15 protein-coding genes are annotated in these 15,195 nt (G+C 73.0%); 13 read left to right on the top strand and 2 right to left on the bottom strand.

The genetic code is table 11. The annotated features are described in order from the left end of the window. Positions 1–159: 159 nt before the first annotated feature. From dop to hisF, 7 genes are all read left to right on the top strand, one after another. Entirely contained in the window at positions 160–1,806 is a 1,647-nt protein-coding gene (dop, locus tag VIM26_RS10485) for a depupylase/deamidase Dop (protein ID WP_331950869.1), read from the top strand. Between the two features lie 94 nt (positions 1,807–1,900). Further along, positions 1,901–2,092, top strand: a complete 192-nt coding sequence (locus VIM26_RS10480; protein WP_331950867.1) for a ubiquitin-like protein Pup — start codon at positions 1,901–1,903, stop codon at positions 2,090–2,092. Positions 2,093–2,099: 7 nt separating this feature from the next. After that, complete coding sequence (gene prcB, locus VIM26_RS10475; RefSeq protein WP_331950865.1) at positions 2,100–2,969, top strand: proteasome subunit beta; 870 nt, start codon at positions 2,100–2,102, stop codon at positions 2,967–2,969. Continuing rightward, a complete protein-coding gene (gene prcA, locus VIM26_RS10470; protein ID WP_331950863.1) occupies positions 2,966–3,673 on the top strand; it encodes a proteasome subunit alpha in 708 nt (235 codons plus the stop codon). The genes prcB and prcA overlap by 4 nt, the downstream gene beginning before the upstream one ends. 26 nt (positions 3,674–3,699) lie before the next feature. Next, positions 3,700–5,061 (top strand): Pup--protein ligase, encoded by a 1,362-nt coding sequence (gene pafA / locus VIM26_RS10465; protein ID WP_331950861.1) that lies wholly within the window; start codon positions 3,700–3,702, stop codon positions 5,059–5,061. 75 nt (positions 5,062–5,136) lie between these two features. Continuing rightward, positions 5,137–6,000: an FKBP-type peptidyl-prolyl cis-trans isomerase gene (locus VIM26_RS10460; RefSeq protein WP_331950859.1), complete on the top strand. Its 864-nt coding sequence runs from the start codon at positions 5,137–5,139 to the stop codon at positions 5,998–6,000. A gap of 1 nt (position 6,001) precedes the next feature. Further along, a complete protein-coding gene (gene hisF, locus VIM26_RS10455; protein WP_331950857.1) occupies positions 6,002–6,772 on the top strand; it encodes an imidazole glycerol phosphate synthase subunit HisF in 771 nt (256 codons plus the stop codon). A gap of 126 nt (positions 6,773–6,898) precedes the next feature. On the opposite strand, the gene VIM26_RS10450 is transcribed toward hisF, so the two are convergent. Then, complete coding sequence (locus VIM26_RS10450) at positions 6,899–7,543, bottom strand: TIGR03085 family metal-binding protein (RefSeq protein ID WP_331950855.1); 645 nt, start codon at positions 7,541–7,543, stop codon at positions 6,899–6,901. A gap of 85 nt (positions 7,544–7,628) precedes the next feature. Here VIM26_RS10450 and VIM26_RS10445 point away from each other — a divergent pair, with 85 nt between their 5' ends. Further along, positions 7,629–9,614, top strand: coding sequence for an ABC transporter ATP-binding protein (locus VIM26_RS10445; protein ID WP_331950853.1), 1,986 nt, complete (start codon positions 7,629–7,631; stop codon positions 9,612–9,614). Further along, entirely contained in the window at positions 9,611–11,452 is a 1,842-nt protein-coding gene (locus VIM26_RS10440) for an ABC transporter ATP-binding protein (protein WP_331950851.1), read from the top strand. The genes VIM26_RS10445 and VIM26_RS10440 overlap by 4 nt, the downstream gene beginning before the upstream one ends. A 313-nt stretch (positions 11,453–11,765) precedes the next feature. Here VIM26_RS10440 and mscL read toward each other — a convergent pair whose 3' ends face one another. Then, complete coding sequence (gene mscL, locus VIM26_RS10435) at positions 11,766–12,137, bottom strand: large conductance mechanosensitive channel protein MscL (protein ID WP_331950849.1); 372 nt, start codon at positions 12,135–12,137, stop codon at positions 11,766–11,768. A 127-nt stretch (positions 12,138–12,264) separates the two neighbouring features. Between mscL and hisI the strand changes: the two genes are divergently transcribed. From hisI to VIM26_RS10415, 4 genes are read left to right on the top strand one after another with little or no spacing between them, the layout of a single operon-like run. Then, positions 12,265–12,666, top strand: coding sequence for a phosphoribosyl-AMP cyclohydrolase (gene hisI, locus VIM26_RS10430; protein ID WP_331950847.1), 402 nt, complete (start codon positions 12,265–12,267; stop codon positions 12,664–12,666). Continuing rightward, a complete protein-coding gene (locus VIM26_RS10425; RefSeq protein WP_331950845.1) occupies positions 12,663–14,231 on the top strand; it encodes an anthranilate synthase component I in 1,569 nt (522 codons plus the stop codon). The genes hisI and VIM26_RS10425 overlap by 4 nt, the downstream gene beginning before the upstream one ends. Next, on the top strand, positions 14,228–14,782 hold the full coding sequence (locus tag VIM26_RS10420; protein WP_331950843.1) for a Trp biosynthesis-associated membrane protein: 555 nt from the start codon (positions 14,228–14,230) through the stop codon (positions 14,780–14,782). Before VIM26_RS10425 ends, VIM26_RS10420 begins: the two co-directional genes overlap by 4 nt. 49 nt (positions 14,783–14,831) lie before the next feature. Beyond that, a complete protein-coding gene (locus VIM26_RS10415; protein WP_331950841.1) occupies positions 14,832–15,140 on the top strand; it encodes an HGxxPAAW family protein in 309 nt (102 codons plus the stop codon). Positions 15,141–15,195: the final 55 nt, after the last annotated feature.

The following is a 15,195-nucleotide window of genomic DNA, read 5'->3' as shown; positions in this document are numbered from 1 at the left end:
CGCCGGCAGTCGTCGTCACGCACAGACTGCGCACATCGGTGTCGACTGCGCACATCGGATGTGCGCAGTCGACACCGATGTGCGCATTTTGCGGCGAGCGACGTCCGGCGCGCCCCATCGCGGGGGCGATGGGGCGCCGGGTCGAACTAGGGTGACCGCGTGACTGTGCGCCGCGTGATGGGTATCGAGACCGAGTACGGCATCCTGCAACCCGGACGCCCGACGGCGAACCCGATGTTGCTGTCCTCGCACGTCGTCGCCGCGCACGTCCCCGCGCGCGAGGGGTCCAAGACCCGGGCGCGCTGGGACTACGACGACGAAGACCCGCTGCACGACGCGCGCGGTTTCCGGCTCCAGCGTGCGGCCGCGCACCCCTCGATGCTCACCGACGCCCCGGCCCAGGTCGCCCCGGACCCCGAGGAGCCGCCGGCCGGGTCCGGCCCGGAGCGCCTGCAGGAGCTGGCCCGCCCGATGGTCGAGGAGTACGACGACCCGAGCGCCGCGAACGTCATCCTCACCAACGGCGCCCGGCTCTACGTCGACCACGCGCACCCCGAGTACTCCTCCCCGGAGGTCACCGGGCCGCTCGACGCGGTGCGCTGGGACCGGGCGGGCGAGATCGTGATGCTCGCCTCGGTGCGGGCGCTCGCGCAGAACCCGGCGCTGCCCGACGTCGCGCTGTACAAGAACAACGTGGACGGCAAGGGCGCGACCTACGGCACCCACGAGAACTTCCTCGTCGATCGCGCGGTCCCGTTCGCGGACCTCGCGCAGCGCATCATGTCGTTCCTCGTCACGCGCCAGGTGTTCACCGGAGCGGGCCGGGTCGGCATCGGGCAGCGCGGTGAGACCGCGGGCTTCCAGCTCTCGCAGCGGGCCGACTACATCGAGGCGGAGATCGGCCTCGAGACGACGTTGCGCCGGCCCATCGTCAACACGCGCGACGAGCCGCACGCCGACCCGGCGCGCTGGCGCCGCCTGCACGTCATCATCGGGGACGCGAACATGCTGCAGAGCGCGACCTACCTCAAGCTCGGCACCACCTCGATCGTGCTCTGGCTGATCGAGCAGGCGGTCAACCCGGCGGGCGGGGCGGACAACCTGCGGGCGGGCGAGGCGCTCGCCGCGATCGACCGGCTCGCGCTCCTCGACCCGGTCGGCGCCGTGCACACGGTGAGCCACGACCTCACCCTCACCGAACGGCTCGAGCTCGCCGACGGACGATGGCTGACCGCGCTGGAGATCCAGGGCGAGTTCCTCGCCGCGGTGCGCCTCGCGCTCGGCTCCGTGCCCGACGCCGAGACGGGGGACGTGCTGGACCGCTGGGCCTCGTTGCTCGACCGGCTGGCCACCGACCCCGCGAGCTGTGCGCGCGAGGTGGAGTGGCTCGCCAAGCTTCGCCTGCTGGAGGGCCTGCGCCGGCGGGACCACCTCGAGTGGGACCACCCGAGGCTCGCCGCGGTCGACCTGCAGTGGTCGGACGTCCGGCCCGAGCGGGGCCTGTACCCCCGCCTCGCCGAGGCGGGCGCGGTCGAGCGGCTCGTCGAGGAGGACTCGGCCGAGCGCGCCGCGGTGCATCCGCCGGCGGACACGCGCGCGTACTTCCGCGGTGAGGCGCTCGCGCGGTACGCGGGCGCGATCTCCGCGGCGAGCTGGGACTCGATCGTGTTCGACGTACCTGGCTCCCCGACGCTGCAACGCGTGCCGATGCGCGACCCGTTGCGGGGGACCCGCGAGCACGTGGGTGCGCTGCTCGACCGCAGCCCCGACGCGCGCAGCCTGCTCGCGGCCCTCGCGGGCGCCTGACCTCACCCGCGGCGCGGCGCCCTCACCTGCCCAAGATTTCAGAGTCAGGGCCTAGGGTGTGAGACGCAGGGCATAGGAGCTCGAAGGAGGCACCATGGCTGGTCAGGAACACGCAGACACCCACCGGTCCGATGACGAGGATGCTCCGGAGCCTGCCGCTCCGGTAGCCCCCGCGGCCCAGGCGCGCGACGCCGAGGTCGACTCGTTGCTGGAGGAGATCGACGAGGTGCTCGAGTCGAACGCCGAGCAGTTCGTCCGAGGCTTCGTCCAGAAGGGCGGTCAGTAACACGCCGATGAGCCCGGATCCCCACGGCCGGCTGCCGCGCGCCTTCACCACGCCCGGCTCGTCGTCGTTCGTCGACTTCCTCTCGGCGTACGCCCCCGAGCTGTTGCCGAGCGGGCGCCCGCTGCCGGCCGGGGACGTGCCGGCACTGCCGCACGCCACGACCATCGTCGCGCTCGCGTTCGACGGCGGCGTCGTGATGGCCGGGGACCGGCGCGCCACGTCGGGCTCGATGATCGCCAGCCGCGAGATCGAGAAGGTCATGCCGGCCGACGAGTACTCCGCGGTCGGCATCGCGGGCGCGGCCGGGCTCGCGGTGGAGATGGTGCGCCTGTTCCAGCTCGAGCTCGAGCACTACGAGAAGATCGAGGGCGAGCTACTCTCGCTCGATGGGAAGGCGAACCGGCTGGCGACGATGATCCGGGCCAACCTGGGCCTCGCGATGCAGGGACTCGCCGTCGTCCCGCTGTTCGCCGGCTTCGACCTGGACAAGCGCATCGGGCGGATCTTCTCCTACGACGTCACCGGCGGGCGCTACGAGGAGCACGAGCACCACTGTGTGGGCTCGGGCTCGGTCTTCGCGCGGGGCTCGCTCAAAAAGCGATGGAACCCGGACCTCGACGCCGACGGCGCGGTGCGGGTCGCCATCGAGGCCCTCGTGGACGCCGCCGACGACGACTCGGCGACCGGCGGCCCGGACACCGTGCGGCGGATCTGGCCGGTCGTGGCGATCGTGACCGCGGACGGCTACCGGCGCCTGGGCGAGGAGCCGCTCGGCGAGGTCGTCGAAGCCCTCGTCGAGCAGCGCCGCGCCGAGCACGCGGGGAACCGACGACCCGACCGCACTGCCCGGACCGACGAGGAAGGCGGTGCCGCATGAGCATGCCGTTCTACGTCTCTCCCGAGCAGCTGATGAAGGACCGGGCGGACTACGCGCGCAAGGGCATCGCCCGGGGTCGCTCCGTGGTCGTGCTCGGCTACGACGAGGGCATCGCGTTCGCGACGGAGAACCCGTCCCGCTCGCTGCACAAGATCTCCGAGATCTACGACCGGATCGCGCTCGCCGCCGTCGGGAAGTACAACGAGTTCGAGAACCTGCGGGTGGCGGGTGTGCGGTACGCGGACCTGCGCGGCTACTCCTACGATCGCGCCGACGTGAACGCGCGCGGCCTCGCGAACGCCTACGCGCAGACCCTGGGCACCGTGTTCACCACCGAGTCCAAGCCGCTCGAGGTCGAGCTGGTGGTCGCCGAGGTCGGCGTCGACGAGGCCCACGACCAGGTCTACCGGCTGTCCTACGACGGTTCGGTGGCCGACGAGCACGGGTTCGTCGTGATGGGCGGGCACGCGGAGCAGCTCGGCGTGCAACTGACCGCCGAGTGGCGGGTGGGCCTGTCGCTGCCGGAGGTGCTGGGGCTGGCGGTCCGCGCTCTCGGAGCGCAGGCTGAGGGTGAGCCGCGTGCGATCCCGGCGGCCCAGCTCGAGGTCGCCGTGCTGGACCGCACGCGGCCTCGGCGAGCGTTCCGTCGCCTGACCGGCACGGCACTGGAGGACCTGTTCGGCACGACCGTCGCGCAGGCGTAGGCAGAGGCGAGAGGGAGGAGGCAGCGATGGACCGGCGAATCTTTGGACTCGAGACCGAGTACGGCGTGACGTGCGCGGCCGACGACGGGCGCGGTCTTTCCGCCGACGAGGTCGCCAGGTACCTGTTCCGCAAGGTGGTGGCCTGGGGGCGGTCCTCGAACGTCTTCCTGCGCAACGGTTCGCGGCTGTACCTCGACGTGGGCTCGCACCCGGAGTACGCCACCGCGGAGTGCGACGACGTGCGCCAGCTCGTCGCGCACGACCGCGGCGGGGAACGGATCCTCGAGGGCCTGGTCGCCGACGCTCAGCAGCGCCTCGCCCACGAGGGCCTGCCCGGGCGGATCCACCTGTTCAAGAACAACACCGACTCCGCCGGCAACTCCTACGGCTGCCACGAGAACTATCTCGTGCGCCGCCAGGGCGACTTCGCGCACCTGTCGGACGTGCTCGTGCCGTTCCTCATCAGCCGCCAGGTGCTCACCGGTGCGGGCAAGGTGCTCGCGTCCCCGCGCGGCGCCACCTACTGCCTGTCCCAGCGTGCGGACCACATCTGGGAGACGGTCTCCAGCGCGACGACGCGGTCCCGGCCGATCATCAACACCCGTGACGAGCCGCACGCCGACGCCGAGCACTACCGCCGCCTGCACGTCATCGTCGGGGACTCCTCGATGTCCGAGACGACCACGATGCTCAAGGTCGGCACGACGGACCTGATCCTGCGGATGGTCGAGGCGGGCGTGCCGCTGCGCGACATGGCGCTGGAGAACCCGATCCGGGCGATCCGCGAGATCAGCCACGACATGACCGGCCTGCACGTGGTGCAGATGGCGAACGGCCGCACCGCGACGGCGGTCGACCTCCAGGAGGAGTACCTGGCCCGCGCCAAGGAGTTCCTGGCCGCCAACGTCGACCAGACGCCCTCGATCAAGCAGGTCGTCGACCTGTGGGAGCGGGGCCTGCGCGCGCTGCGCACCGGGGACCTCTCGCTCGTGGACCGCGAGCTCGACTGGGTCATCAAGTGGCGGATCATCTCGCGGTACCAGGAGAAGCACGGGCTGGACCTCGCGGACCCGCGGATCGCCCGCCTCGACCTCGCGTACCACGACATCTCGCGCACCGAGGGTCTGTACAACCTGCTCGCCGCGCGCGGCATGGTCGAGCGCGTGACGAGCGACCTCGAGGTGTTCGAGGCGACCGCCGTGCCGCCGCAGACGACCCGGGCCAAGCTGCGCGGCGACTTCGTCCGCAAGGCGCAGGAGGCCCGCCGGGACTACACGGTCGACTGGGTGCACCTCAAGCTCAACGACCAGGCGCAGCGCACGGTCCTGTGCAAGGACCCGTTCCGCAGCGTGGACGAGCGAGTGGAACGGCTCATCGAGTCCATGTGAATCGCCCGGAGCCGGGGGAGTCGACGCGCGCCCGTAGAGTGAGCCGCTGAATCTTCGCCCGACGAAAGGTCTGATGTGCGACGTCTGTTGGTCGCGGCTCTCGCGACCGCACTTCTGCTCACGGGATGTGCGGGCGGTACGAAGCCGGACCCGGTCGTCCGGGTGTCCGGGGATGTGGGCCAGGAGCCCACGATGGTCTACAAGGAGCCGCTCGCCATCCCGCGGGCTACCTCGAAGGTGATCTGGGAGGGCGACGGGCCCAAGCTCGTCGACGGCGGCCCGGTGCTGATCAACTACCGGCTTGAGAAGGCGACGGACGGTTCGGTCGTCAAGGAGACCTACTCCAAGGTCCCCAAGCCGTCCACGCTGACGCCCGAGACGCTCAGCCAGGACCTCTACGACGCGCTGTCCGGTGAGCGGGTGGGCGCCCGCGTCATGCTGCTGCTGCCCGCGACGTCGGACACCTCGAGCTTCTCCTCCGTGATGGTCGTCGACGTGCTGCCGACGCGGGCGTCCGGCACGGCGGTGCCGCCGCGCGACGGGTTGCCTGGCGTGCTGGTCGGGGACGACGGCGAGCCGACCATCACCAAGCCGGAGGGCGCCCCGCCGAGCCAGCTCATGGTGCAGGCCCTGATCAAGGGCGACGGCGAGCAGGTCAAGAAGGGCGCCACCGTGACGGTGCAGTACACGGGCGTGCGGTGGTCCGACGGCTCGGCGTACGACTCGACGTGGGTGAAGGGCGAGCCCAAGTCGTTCGATCTCGGCGCGGGCATCCTGCCCGGGCTGGCCGAGGGGTTGGTCGAGCAGACCGTGGGCAGCCAGGTCCTGATCGTGATCCCGCCCGCGAGCGGTGGTGCCGCCGGCGCGGAGGACGACACGCTCGTCTTCGTCGTCGACATCCTCGACGCGAGCAACCCGCACGCCGGGCAGGGAGGCTGACATGGCCGTCGCACTGCGAGTCATCCCGTGCCTGGACGTCGACGCCGGCCGGGTGGTCAAGGGCGTCAACTTCGAGAACCTGCGCGACGCCGGCGACCCGGTCGAGCTCGCGCGCCGGTACGACGCCGAGGGCGCCGACGAGATCACCTTCCTGGACGTCTCGGCGTCGTCGGGCGACCGGGAGACGACCTACGACGTCGTCCGGCGCACCGCCGAGGAGATCTTCGTCCCGCTCACGGTCGGCGGCGGCGTGCGCAGCACCCAGGACGTCGACAAGCTGCTGCGCGCCGGGGCGGACAAGGTGGGCGTGAACACCGCCGCCATCGCGCGCCCCGAGCTGATCGCGGAGATTGCGCAGCGGTTCGGCAGCCAGGTGCTGGTGCTCTCGGTGGACGCGCGCCGCGTCACCGGCGAGACCCGGACCGACTCGGGCTACGAGGTCACCACGCACGGCGGGCGGCGCGGCACCGGGATCGACGCGGTCGAGTGGGCCGCGCGCGGGGCGAGCCTGGGCGTGGGGGAGATCCTGCTGAACTCGATGGACGCGGACGGCACGACGTCGGGCTTCGACCTCGAGATGCTCCGGGCGGTCCGCGCCGAGGTCAAGGTCCCGCTGATCGCGAGCGGCGGCGCAGGCACCCCCGAGCACTTCATCGAGGCCGCCAAGGCGGGCGCGGACGCCGTCCTGGCCGCCAGCGTCTTCCACTTCGGCACCCTGACGATCACCCAGGTCAAGGCCCACCTCCGAGCCGCCGGCATCACCGTCCGCTAACCCCCCTCACGTGTCAGCCCGAGCGCGGTCCCCAGACCGCGCTGGGACTGACAAGTCGGGGGGCCCTGGACGTGTCAGATCGTGCGCGGTCTGGGGGGCGCGCTCGGGCTGACAAGTCGGGGGGAGTTAGCTGGGGAGGGTGTGGGCCAGGGCTTCTACGTCGTAGGGGTCGCCCAGGACGTGGACGCGGGCCGCGGCGCCTCGGCCGTAGGCGTGCAGCAGGAGCTCGCCGACGTCGCCGCGGATGACCACGGTGCCGGCGTCGTCGGGTGCGCGCCGCACCGCCCGGCGCGGGCCGCCGGGCACGACCAGCACGACGCCGACCCGCGCGCGCCGGTAGAGGATCGGCGCGCCGCGCACCATGCGGTGCCACAGCGCCGCGATGTGCGCGGGCTCGAGCTCGAGCGGCTCCACCTGACCGGTGCCGCGGCGCACGTCCTCGGTGTGCACGAAGAACTCCAGCAGGTCGACACCCTCGCCGGCCCACGACATCGGGCTCCAGCGCGGCGGGCCCGCGGCGACGCGGGTGAGCAGGTCCGTGTACCCGGCGTTGTCCGTCGCGGTGCTCGCGAGCGCCTCGATCGCCCGTTCGGAGCGCCCGTTCAGTGCCGGCACCACGGTGCCCGCGGCCACGAGCGGATCGTTCTCGCGCAGGACGATGTGCGCGGCAAGCTGGCGGGTCCGCCAGTCGCCGCACAGCGTCGGTGCGTCGGGCCCCGCGTCCGTCAGTGCACGGACGAGGGCGACCCTTTCGTGCTGGTGCCAGGTCATCTGGAGATGTTCCCACGTCGGGGCGCGGTGGCGCGCGTGAGAAGATCGCATCTTGACGACTGCCCAGCCGCGGAGGAGCGACGAGGTGCCACCGCGCCCGCTGCCCGGCCGCCCCGCGTACGCCCTCACCGGCTCCGTCCTTCGCCGCTCAGTGCAGATCCTCGTGCGCGGCGTGCGTGCCGAGCCCCGCACCTACGCCTTGGCGATCGGGACCTCGGCGGTCTTCGGTGCCGTCACCGTCCTGGTGAGCCAGGTGCTCGGCGTCGTCACCGACAAGGTGGTCGTGCCGGCCCTCGCCGGGTCCGCCGTGGCCCTCGACCGGCTGCCGCTCGCCGGGCTCGCGCTCGCTGCCGTCGCGGTCACCCTCGCCGCGAGCGTCGCGCTGCGCCGGGTCTTCGCGGGCATCGGGTTCGCCGACCTGCAGGCCGGGCACCGCACCCGCGTGACCCGGCAGTACCTGCGCCTGCCGATGTCGTGGCACCGCCGCCACCCCACCGGGCAGCTGCTCTCGAACGCCAACTCGGACGTCGAGGCGGCGACCGGGGTGTTCAACCCCCTGCCGTTCGCGCTCGGCGTCGCGGTGATGATCGCCGTGGCGGCCGTCGCGCTGTTCCGGACGGATGCCTGGCTCGCCGTCGCGGCGCTCGCCGTGCTGCCCGTGGCCGTCATCGCGAACCTCGTCTTCCAGCGCGCGATGTCGCCGGCGATCACCCGCGCGCAGCAGCTGCGGGCGGAGGTCTCCGACATCGCGCACGAGAGCTTCGAGGCGGCGCTGCTGGTCAAGTCGCTCGGCACCGAGGACCGCGAGGAACGCCGGTTCGCGGCCCGCACCAACGCGCTGCGTGACGCGAACGTCCGGGTCGGACAGGTCCGGGCGGTCTTCGACCCGGCCATCGACGTGCTGCCGGGGCTCGGCGCCCTGACGGTGCTGCTGGTCGGCACCGTACGGCTCCAGGCGGGCGCGATCGAGACCGGTGACGTGGTCGCGGCCGCGTACCTCCTCACGCTGCTCGCGATGCCGGTCCGCGCGTTCGGCTGGGTGCTCGGGGAGCTGCCGCGCGCGCTCGCCGGCCACGAACGGATCTCGCGCGTGATCGACGCGCGCGGCGAGCTCACGCCCGGGACCGTGCCGCTCGCGCCGGGTGGCTCGGCGGGGCCGGCCGGGCGCGGCGCCCGGGTCGAGCTGCGCGGCGTCGGGGTGGACGTGCCCGCCGGTGCCGGGACGACGACCCTGCTGCGCGGCATCGACCTGGACCTGGCCCCCGGCCGCACGGTCGCCCTGGTCGGGCCGACCGGCGCCGGCAAGACGACGCTTGTCTCCCTGCTCTCCCGGCTCTCCGACCCGAGCGCCGGGCGGATCACCATCGACGGCATCGACGTGCGCCAGGTCCTGCCGCGCGACCTGACCCGCCAGGTCGCCCTCGTGGCGCAGTCCACCTTCCTGTTCGAGGACACGGTCCGCGCGAACGTCACCCTGGTTGCCGACGACGACCCGGGCGCGCCCGACGACGAGCGGGTCTGGGACGCGCTGCGCCTGGCCCGGGTGGCCGGCGTCGTCGCGGCCCTCCCCGGCGGGCTCGACGCGCGGCTCGGCGAGCGCGGTGCGAACCTCTCCGGCGGCCAGCGCCAGCGGCTCGCGATCGCGCGCGCGCTCGTGCGCAAGCCCCGGCTCCTGGTGCTCGACGACGCGACGTCCGCCGTCGACCCGCGGGTCGAGCGGGCGATCCTCACCGGGCTCCGGTCGAGGGGGCTCGCGACGGACGGCGCCGGCGACCGGGACGCGCCGACGATCCTGATGGTCGCCTACCGGATGTCGTCGGTGCTGCTCGCGGACGAGGTCGTGCACCTCGAGGCGGGCCGGGTGGTGGACCGCGGTTCGCACGCCGAGCTGCTCGCGCGGGATCCCGGCTACGCCGAGCTCGCCACCGCCTACGAGCACGAGACCCAGCGCCGGGCCGACGAGGCCGCCGACGAGGCCGCCGCGGAGGAGGCACCCGACGACCTGCCCGACGACGTCCCCGACGAGCTGCCGGACGACCTCGTGACCGACCCGGCCGGGGGAGTGGCATGACCGCGAAGCGCGCGACCCCGCCCGCCGCCGGGCCCGCCGACGGCGGCGCGCGGATCGCGTCCTCGAGCGAGCTCGGCGTGTTCGCGACCCTGCGCCGCGGCCTGCAGGTCTCCCCGGAGATCGTCCAGGGGCTCGCGCTGACCGGCGTGCTGGCCGTGCTGGCGGCGGTCGGGCGGGTCGTGGTGCCGATCGCGGTCCAGCAGACGATCGACGTCGGGATCCTCGCCGACGGCGGCCCGGACGTGCGCCGCGTCGTCGGCCTGGTGATCGCGGCCGCGATCGGCCTGCTCGGGGCCGCGGTCTGCTCCGCGCTGGTCAACGTGCGGCTGTTCCGCTCGACCGAGGCGGGCCTCGCCTCGCTGCGGATCCGGGCCTTCCGGCACGTGCACGACCTGTCGGTGCTCACCCAGAACACCGAGCGGCGCGGCTCCCTCGTCTCGCGCGTCACGTCCGACGTCGACACCATCTCGCTGTTCGTGCAGTGGGGCGGGATCATGCTGCTCGTCTCGGTGCTCCAGATCGCCGTGGCCTCCGCGCTGATGGCCGCGTACTCGTGGCAGCTGATGCTGCTCGTGTGGGCTTGCTTCGCGCCGCTGATCTTCGTGGTGCGGGTCGCCCAGCGCCGGGTCAACGCCGCCTACACCGCGGTCCGCGAGCGGGTCGGCGCGATGCTCGGCGCGATCTCCGAGGCCGTCGTCGGGGCCGAGACGATCCGGGCGTACGGCGTCGCCGACGTCATCCAGCGCCGGATCGACGCGTCGATCAAGGCGACCCGGGACGCGATGGTGCGGGCCCAGAAGCTCGTCTCGGTGGTGTTCTCCTCCGGCGTCCTGGTGTCCAACCTGGTGCTGTGCGTGGTCGTCGTGGTCGGGGTGCACCTGGGGATCGCGGGCGAGATCACCGTCGGGCGGCTGCTCGCGTTCCTGTTCCTCGTCCAACTGTTCACCGGGCCGGTCCAGATGGCCACCGAGATCCTCAACGAGCTGCAGAACGCGGTCGCGGGCTGGCGGCGCGTGCTCGCGGTGCTCGAGACCCCGGTCGAGCTCGCCGACCCCGGACCGGACGGGGTCGTGTCCGCCCGCGGCCCGGCGACCGTCGAGCTGCGCGACCTGCACTTCGCCTACCCCGGCGGCCCCGGTGTGCTGCACGGCATCGACCTGACTATCCCGGCGCGCACGTCGGTCGCCGTCGTCGGCGCGACGGGATCGGGCAAGACGACGATCGCCAAGCTCGTCGTGCGCCTGATGGACCCGACCACCGGGGCGGTCCTGCTCGACGGCGTCGACCTGCGCGACCTCACCACGGCGAGCCTGCGCCGGCGGGTCGTGCTCGTCCCGCAGGAGGGTTTCCTGTTCGCCGGGACGCTCGCGGAGAACGTCGGCTACGGGCTGCGCCCGACCGCAGCGGCCCCCGAGGACCGCGATGCCCGCGTCGCGGCGGCGCTCGAGGAGCTCGGCCTGGCGTCCTGGCTCGCCGAGCTGCCGGGCGGGCTCGCGACCCCGGTCGGCCAGCGCGGGGAGTCCCTCTCGGCGGGCGAGCGCCAGCTCGTCGCGCTGGCCCGGGCCTACCTCGCGGAGGCCGACCTGCTGGTGCTCGACGAGGCGACGTCGGCCGTCGACCCGGCGACCGAGGTCCGGATCGCGCGGGCCCTGGACTCGCTCACGGCGGGCCGCAGCACCCTGACGATCGCGCACCGGCTGTCCACCGCCGAGGCGTCCGACCTGGTGCTCGTGGTCGACGACGGCGCGGTCGTCGAGATGGGCCCGCACGCGGACCTGGTGGCGCGCGGCGGCACGTACGCGGCGATGCACGGCTCCTGGGTGGCCCAGACCCGCTGACCGCCTGGTGCGCGGTGTGGACAGCCGCGCGTGGGACTGGAGTGACGCATGGTGACAGTGAGACATCACTTCTGCACCGCCGTCACCATCTGTCACTGGCGCGGCTGTCCACACCGCGATGTCGCCCCGAGGCGTGTTTCGTCGGTGCGGAGCATGTGACTGGTGGGACAGAAGTTGACCGAATTGCCCGTTCGACGGGCTGTCCCGGTCACTTGAGCACCATGCTCCGCACCGGCGGATCGGTCCCCGGGGCGCCGAGCACCGGCGACCCCCGAGTCGAATCCGACCGGGCTCGGTCCGCGGCGGTCGGGGCCTAGGTCGCGGTGGGCCGCGTGCCGGCCGCCAGCAGGTCCCGGATCTCCGTCAGCAGCGCCACGTCGGCCGGGGTGCCCTTTTCCTCCTCGGGGAAGTAGCGCTGCTTGGCCGCCGTGTACGGCTTGACGATCAGGAAGTAGACGACCCCCGCGAGGATCACGAACGTGATCACCGCGGTCACCCAGGCGCCGAACGGCAGTCTGCCGGGCCGCCAGCCCGCGAAGTCCGGCTGGCCGCCGATCTTGCCCAGGAGTCCCATGATCAGGTCGACCGTCGACGAGACCACCGCGGCGAAGGCGAGGCCCATGATGAACGCGACGGCGAGCTCGACGAGATTTCCTCGCAGGATGAAGTTCTTGAACCCGGACATGATTTCTCCTCGCGTCGGCGGTGCCGATGAACCGTGGCGATCCGTGCACGACGACGCTATTGCCGTAGCCACCGAGCGGCGCGGGCACGCGTCCCGGCAGATGTCGCGCCATGGCAGGATCGTGGGCGTGTCTTCGCAGCCCACTCCCGATGCCCTCGCCCTCGATCCCGCGATCGCGACCCGCCTCAAGCGGGACGACGCCGGCCTGGTGGCCGCCGTCGTCCAGCAGCACGACAGCGGCGAGGTCCTGATGGTCGGCTGGATGGACGACGAGGCGCTGCGCCGCACGTTGACCTCCGGCCGGGTCACGTTCTGGAGCCGCTCGCGGGGCGAGTACTGGCGCAAGGGCGACACCTCCGGGCACGCCCAGTACGTGCAGTCGGTCGCCCTCGACTGCGACGGCGACGCCGTCCTGGTGCGCGTCGACCAGGTCGGAGCCGCGTGCCACACCGGCGCGCGCACCTGCTTCGAGGCCGGCGGCGAGCTGCCGGCCGCCGTCGGGCAGCGCCCCGCTGCCGGGGTCCGGTGAGCGCGCCGACGACCGGCGCGCCGGCGGTCGAGGTCCCCTGGGGCACGACCTGGCCCTCGCTCGAGACGTTCCGTGAGCTGGCCGCGACGCGCCGGGTGATCCCGGTCGTGCGCCGCCTGCTCGCCGACGACATCACCCCCGTCGGGCTGTACCGCACGCTCGCGGCGGGCCGGCCCGGCACCTTCATCCTGGAGTCCGCCGAGGTCGACGGCGGCTGGGCGCGGTACTCCTTCGTCGGCGTGACCTCCCGGGCGACCCTCACCGTCAAGGACGGCCAGGCCGTGTGGTGCGGCGACGTGCCCGCGGGGGTGCCCACCGAGGGCTCCCCGCTCGAGGTCCTGCGCCAGACCCTCGAGGTGCTCCGCACGCCCGCCATCGGTGGCCTGCCCCCGCTCACCAGCGGCCTGGTCGGCGCGCTCGGCTGGGACATCGTGCGGCACTGGGAGCCCACCCTCCCGTCGAATGCCCCCGACGAGCTGGGCGTGCCCGAGTTGACGCTGTGCCTCGCGACCGACATCGCCGCCGTGGACCACCTCGACGGCTCGGTGTGGCTCATCGCGAACGCGATCAACTTCGACAACACCGACGAGCGGGTCGACGACGCGTACGCGGACGCGGTGGCGCGCCTCGACGCGATGCAGGCGTCCCTGGCGAATCCTGCCCCGCCGGCCACCGCGATCCTCGTGGACGCCGAAGAGCCGGAGCTCAGGTTCCGCTCGACCCGAGCGGAGTTCGAGGAGTCCGTCCGGGTGGGCAAGGAGGCGATCCGGGACGGTGAGGTCTTCCAGGTGGTGCTCTCCCAGCGCCTGGACCTGGACTGCCCGGCGGACCCGATCGACGTCTACCGCGTGCTGCGGACGATCAACCCGAGCCCGTACATGTACTACCTCCAACTCCAGGACGCCGACGGCGTGGACTTCGCCGTCGTCGGCTCGAGCCCCGAGACCCTCGTGAAGGTGACCGACGGCGACGTGGTCACGTTCCCGATCGCCGGCTCGCGGCCGCGCGGCGCCGACCCGGCGCACGACATCGCCCTCGGCGAGGAGCTGCTCGCCGACCCCAAGGAGCGCGCCGAGCACATCATGCTCGTCGACCTCTCGCGCAACGACCTGGTCAAGGTCTGCGAGCCGGCGAGCGTCGAGGTCGTCGAGTTCATGGTCGTCAAGCGGTTCAGCCACATCATGCACATCTGCTCCACGGTCGTGGGCCACCTGCGCGCCGGCGCGACGGCGCTCGAGGCGCTCGCCGCGACGTTCCCGGCGGGCACCCTGTCCGGGGCGCCCAAGCCGCGGGCCATGGCTCTGATCGACTCCCTGGAACCGGCCAGCCGCGGGATCTACGGCGGCACCGCCGGGTACTTCGACTTCGCCGGGGACATGGACATGGCGATCGCGATCCGCACCGCGGTGATCTCCCGCGGCCGCGCGAGCGTGCAGGCCGGCGGCGGGATCGTCGCCGACTCGGTGCCCGCGCTGGAGTACGAGGAGTCGCGGAACAAGGCCGCCGCCGCGGTCCGCGCGATCCAACTCGCCGCCCGGCTGCGGCCCGCGGGGACCGGCGGATGAGCCGGCGGCGCGCGGTCCTTCTCGTGCTCGTCCTCGCGGGCGTCTCGCTCGGCGCGGGGGTGCCCACCTGGATGCACACGGCCGGTTCGACGGCGCTGCGGCACGTCGTACCGGTCACCGTGACCGGCACGCAGGCGGCGCCCGCGGTGCCGGCGGCGGCCCTCGTGCTGCTCGCGGCCGGAGCCGCGCTCGCGCTGGTGGGGCGGATCGGCCGGTGGGTCGTCGTGCTCGTCGTCGTGGCGAGCGGGGTGGTCGTCGCGGCCTCCTCGATCGCGGTGATCGCGAACCCCGTGCCGGTCGCGGGCACGATGGTCGCGGAGGCGACCGGGGTCGGCACGCTCGCCGCGCCGGTGACGCTCACGGCGGCCCCGTACGCGGCCGCCGCGCTCGGCGTCGTCGTGCTGCTGGTGGGCGGCTGGCTCGCCGTGACGAGCCGGCGCTGGGCCCGCCCGAACGCTCGCCACGAGGTCGCCGGCGGCCAGCCCGCGCCGGTGCCCGACGACGACCAGTCCGCGTGGGACTCCCTCACGCGCGGTAACGACCCAACCTGAACCCATCGGCGTTAGTCTCGATGTGTCCGCAGATGAAAGGCTCTTTCGCATGGCTGATCAGTCCGTCGAACGTCCGAACTCCCAGTCCGAGACCGCCAACCTCCCGCCGAGCTCGCCGTGGGCCAACGAGGGCCAGACGATCGCCGCCTGGGTCCTCGTGATCATCGTGGTCGTCGGTGGCACCCTCTCGGGGGTCGGCGTCCTGGTGGCAGCGGTCTGGCTGTTCTGGGTCGGCATGGCCGTCGTCGTCCTCGGCGTCGTGACCGGCAAGCTGCTGCAGATGGCGGGTTATGGGCAGGGCGGGGCGAACACCCTCGCCCGGCAGGCTCGGGCGCACGCCCAGCGCCGCCCGCAGTAGCCAGGCGTTCGCACGTCCGCACCAACCGCCGCGGGTCCGGGGCGACGCCCGGACC

Origin of the sequence: Pengzhenrongella sp., from assembly GCF_036565025.1 — a bacterium.
GTDB lineage: Bacteria > Actinomycetota > Actinomycetes > Actinomycetales > Cellulomonadaceae > Pengzhenrongella.
This window is presented reverse-complemented; position numbering and strand designations above follow the sequence as displayed.

Excerpts from the sequence above, each read along its gene's own strand:
- VIM26_RS10480 (WP_331950867.1), top strand. The coding sequence starts at position 1,901 with ATGGCTGGTCAGGAACACGCAGACACCCACCGGTCCGATGACGAGGAT.
- prcB (WP_331950865.1), top strand. The coding sequence starts at position 2,100 with ATGAGCCCGGATCCCCACGGCCGGCTGCCGCGCGCCTTCACCACGCCC.
- prcA (WP_331950863.1), top strand. The coding sequence starts at position 2,966 with ATGAGCATGCCGTTCTACGTCTCTCCCGAGCAGCTGATGAAGGACCGG.
- pafA (WP_331950861.1), top strand. The coding sequence starts at position 3,700 with ATGGACCGGCGAATCTTTGGACTCGAGACCGAGTACGGCGTGACGTGC.
- hisF (WP_331950857.1), top strand. The coding sequence starts at position 6,002 with ATGGCCGTCGCACTGCGAGTCATCCCGTGCCTGGACGTCGACGCCGGC.
- VIM26_RS10450 (WP_331950855.1), bottom strand. The coding sequence starts at position 7,543 with ATGACCTGGCACCAGCACGAAAGGGTCGCCCTCGTCCGTGCACTGACG.
- VIM26_RS10440 (WP_331950851.1), top strand. The coding sequence starts at position 9,611 with ATGACCGCGAAGCGCGCGACCCCGCCCGCCGCCGGGCCCGCCGACGGC.
- mscL (WP_331950849.1), bottom strand. The coding sequence starts at position 12,137 with ATGTCCGGGTTCAAGAACTTCATCCTGCGAGGAAATCTCGTCGAGCTC.
- VIM26_RS10420 (WP_331950843.1), top strand. The coding sequence starts at position 14,228 with ATGAGCCGGCGGCGCGCGGTCCTTCTCGTGCTCGTCCTCGCGGGCGTC.
- VIM26_RS10415 (WP_331950841.1), top strand. The coding sequence starts at position 14,832 with ATGGCTGATCAGTCCGTCGAACGTCCGAACTCCCAGTCCGAGACCGCC.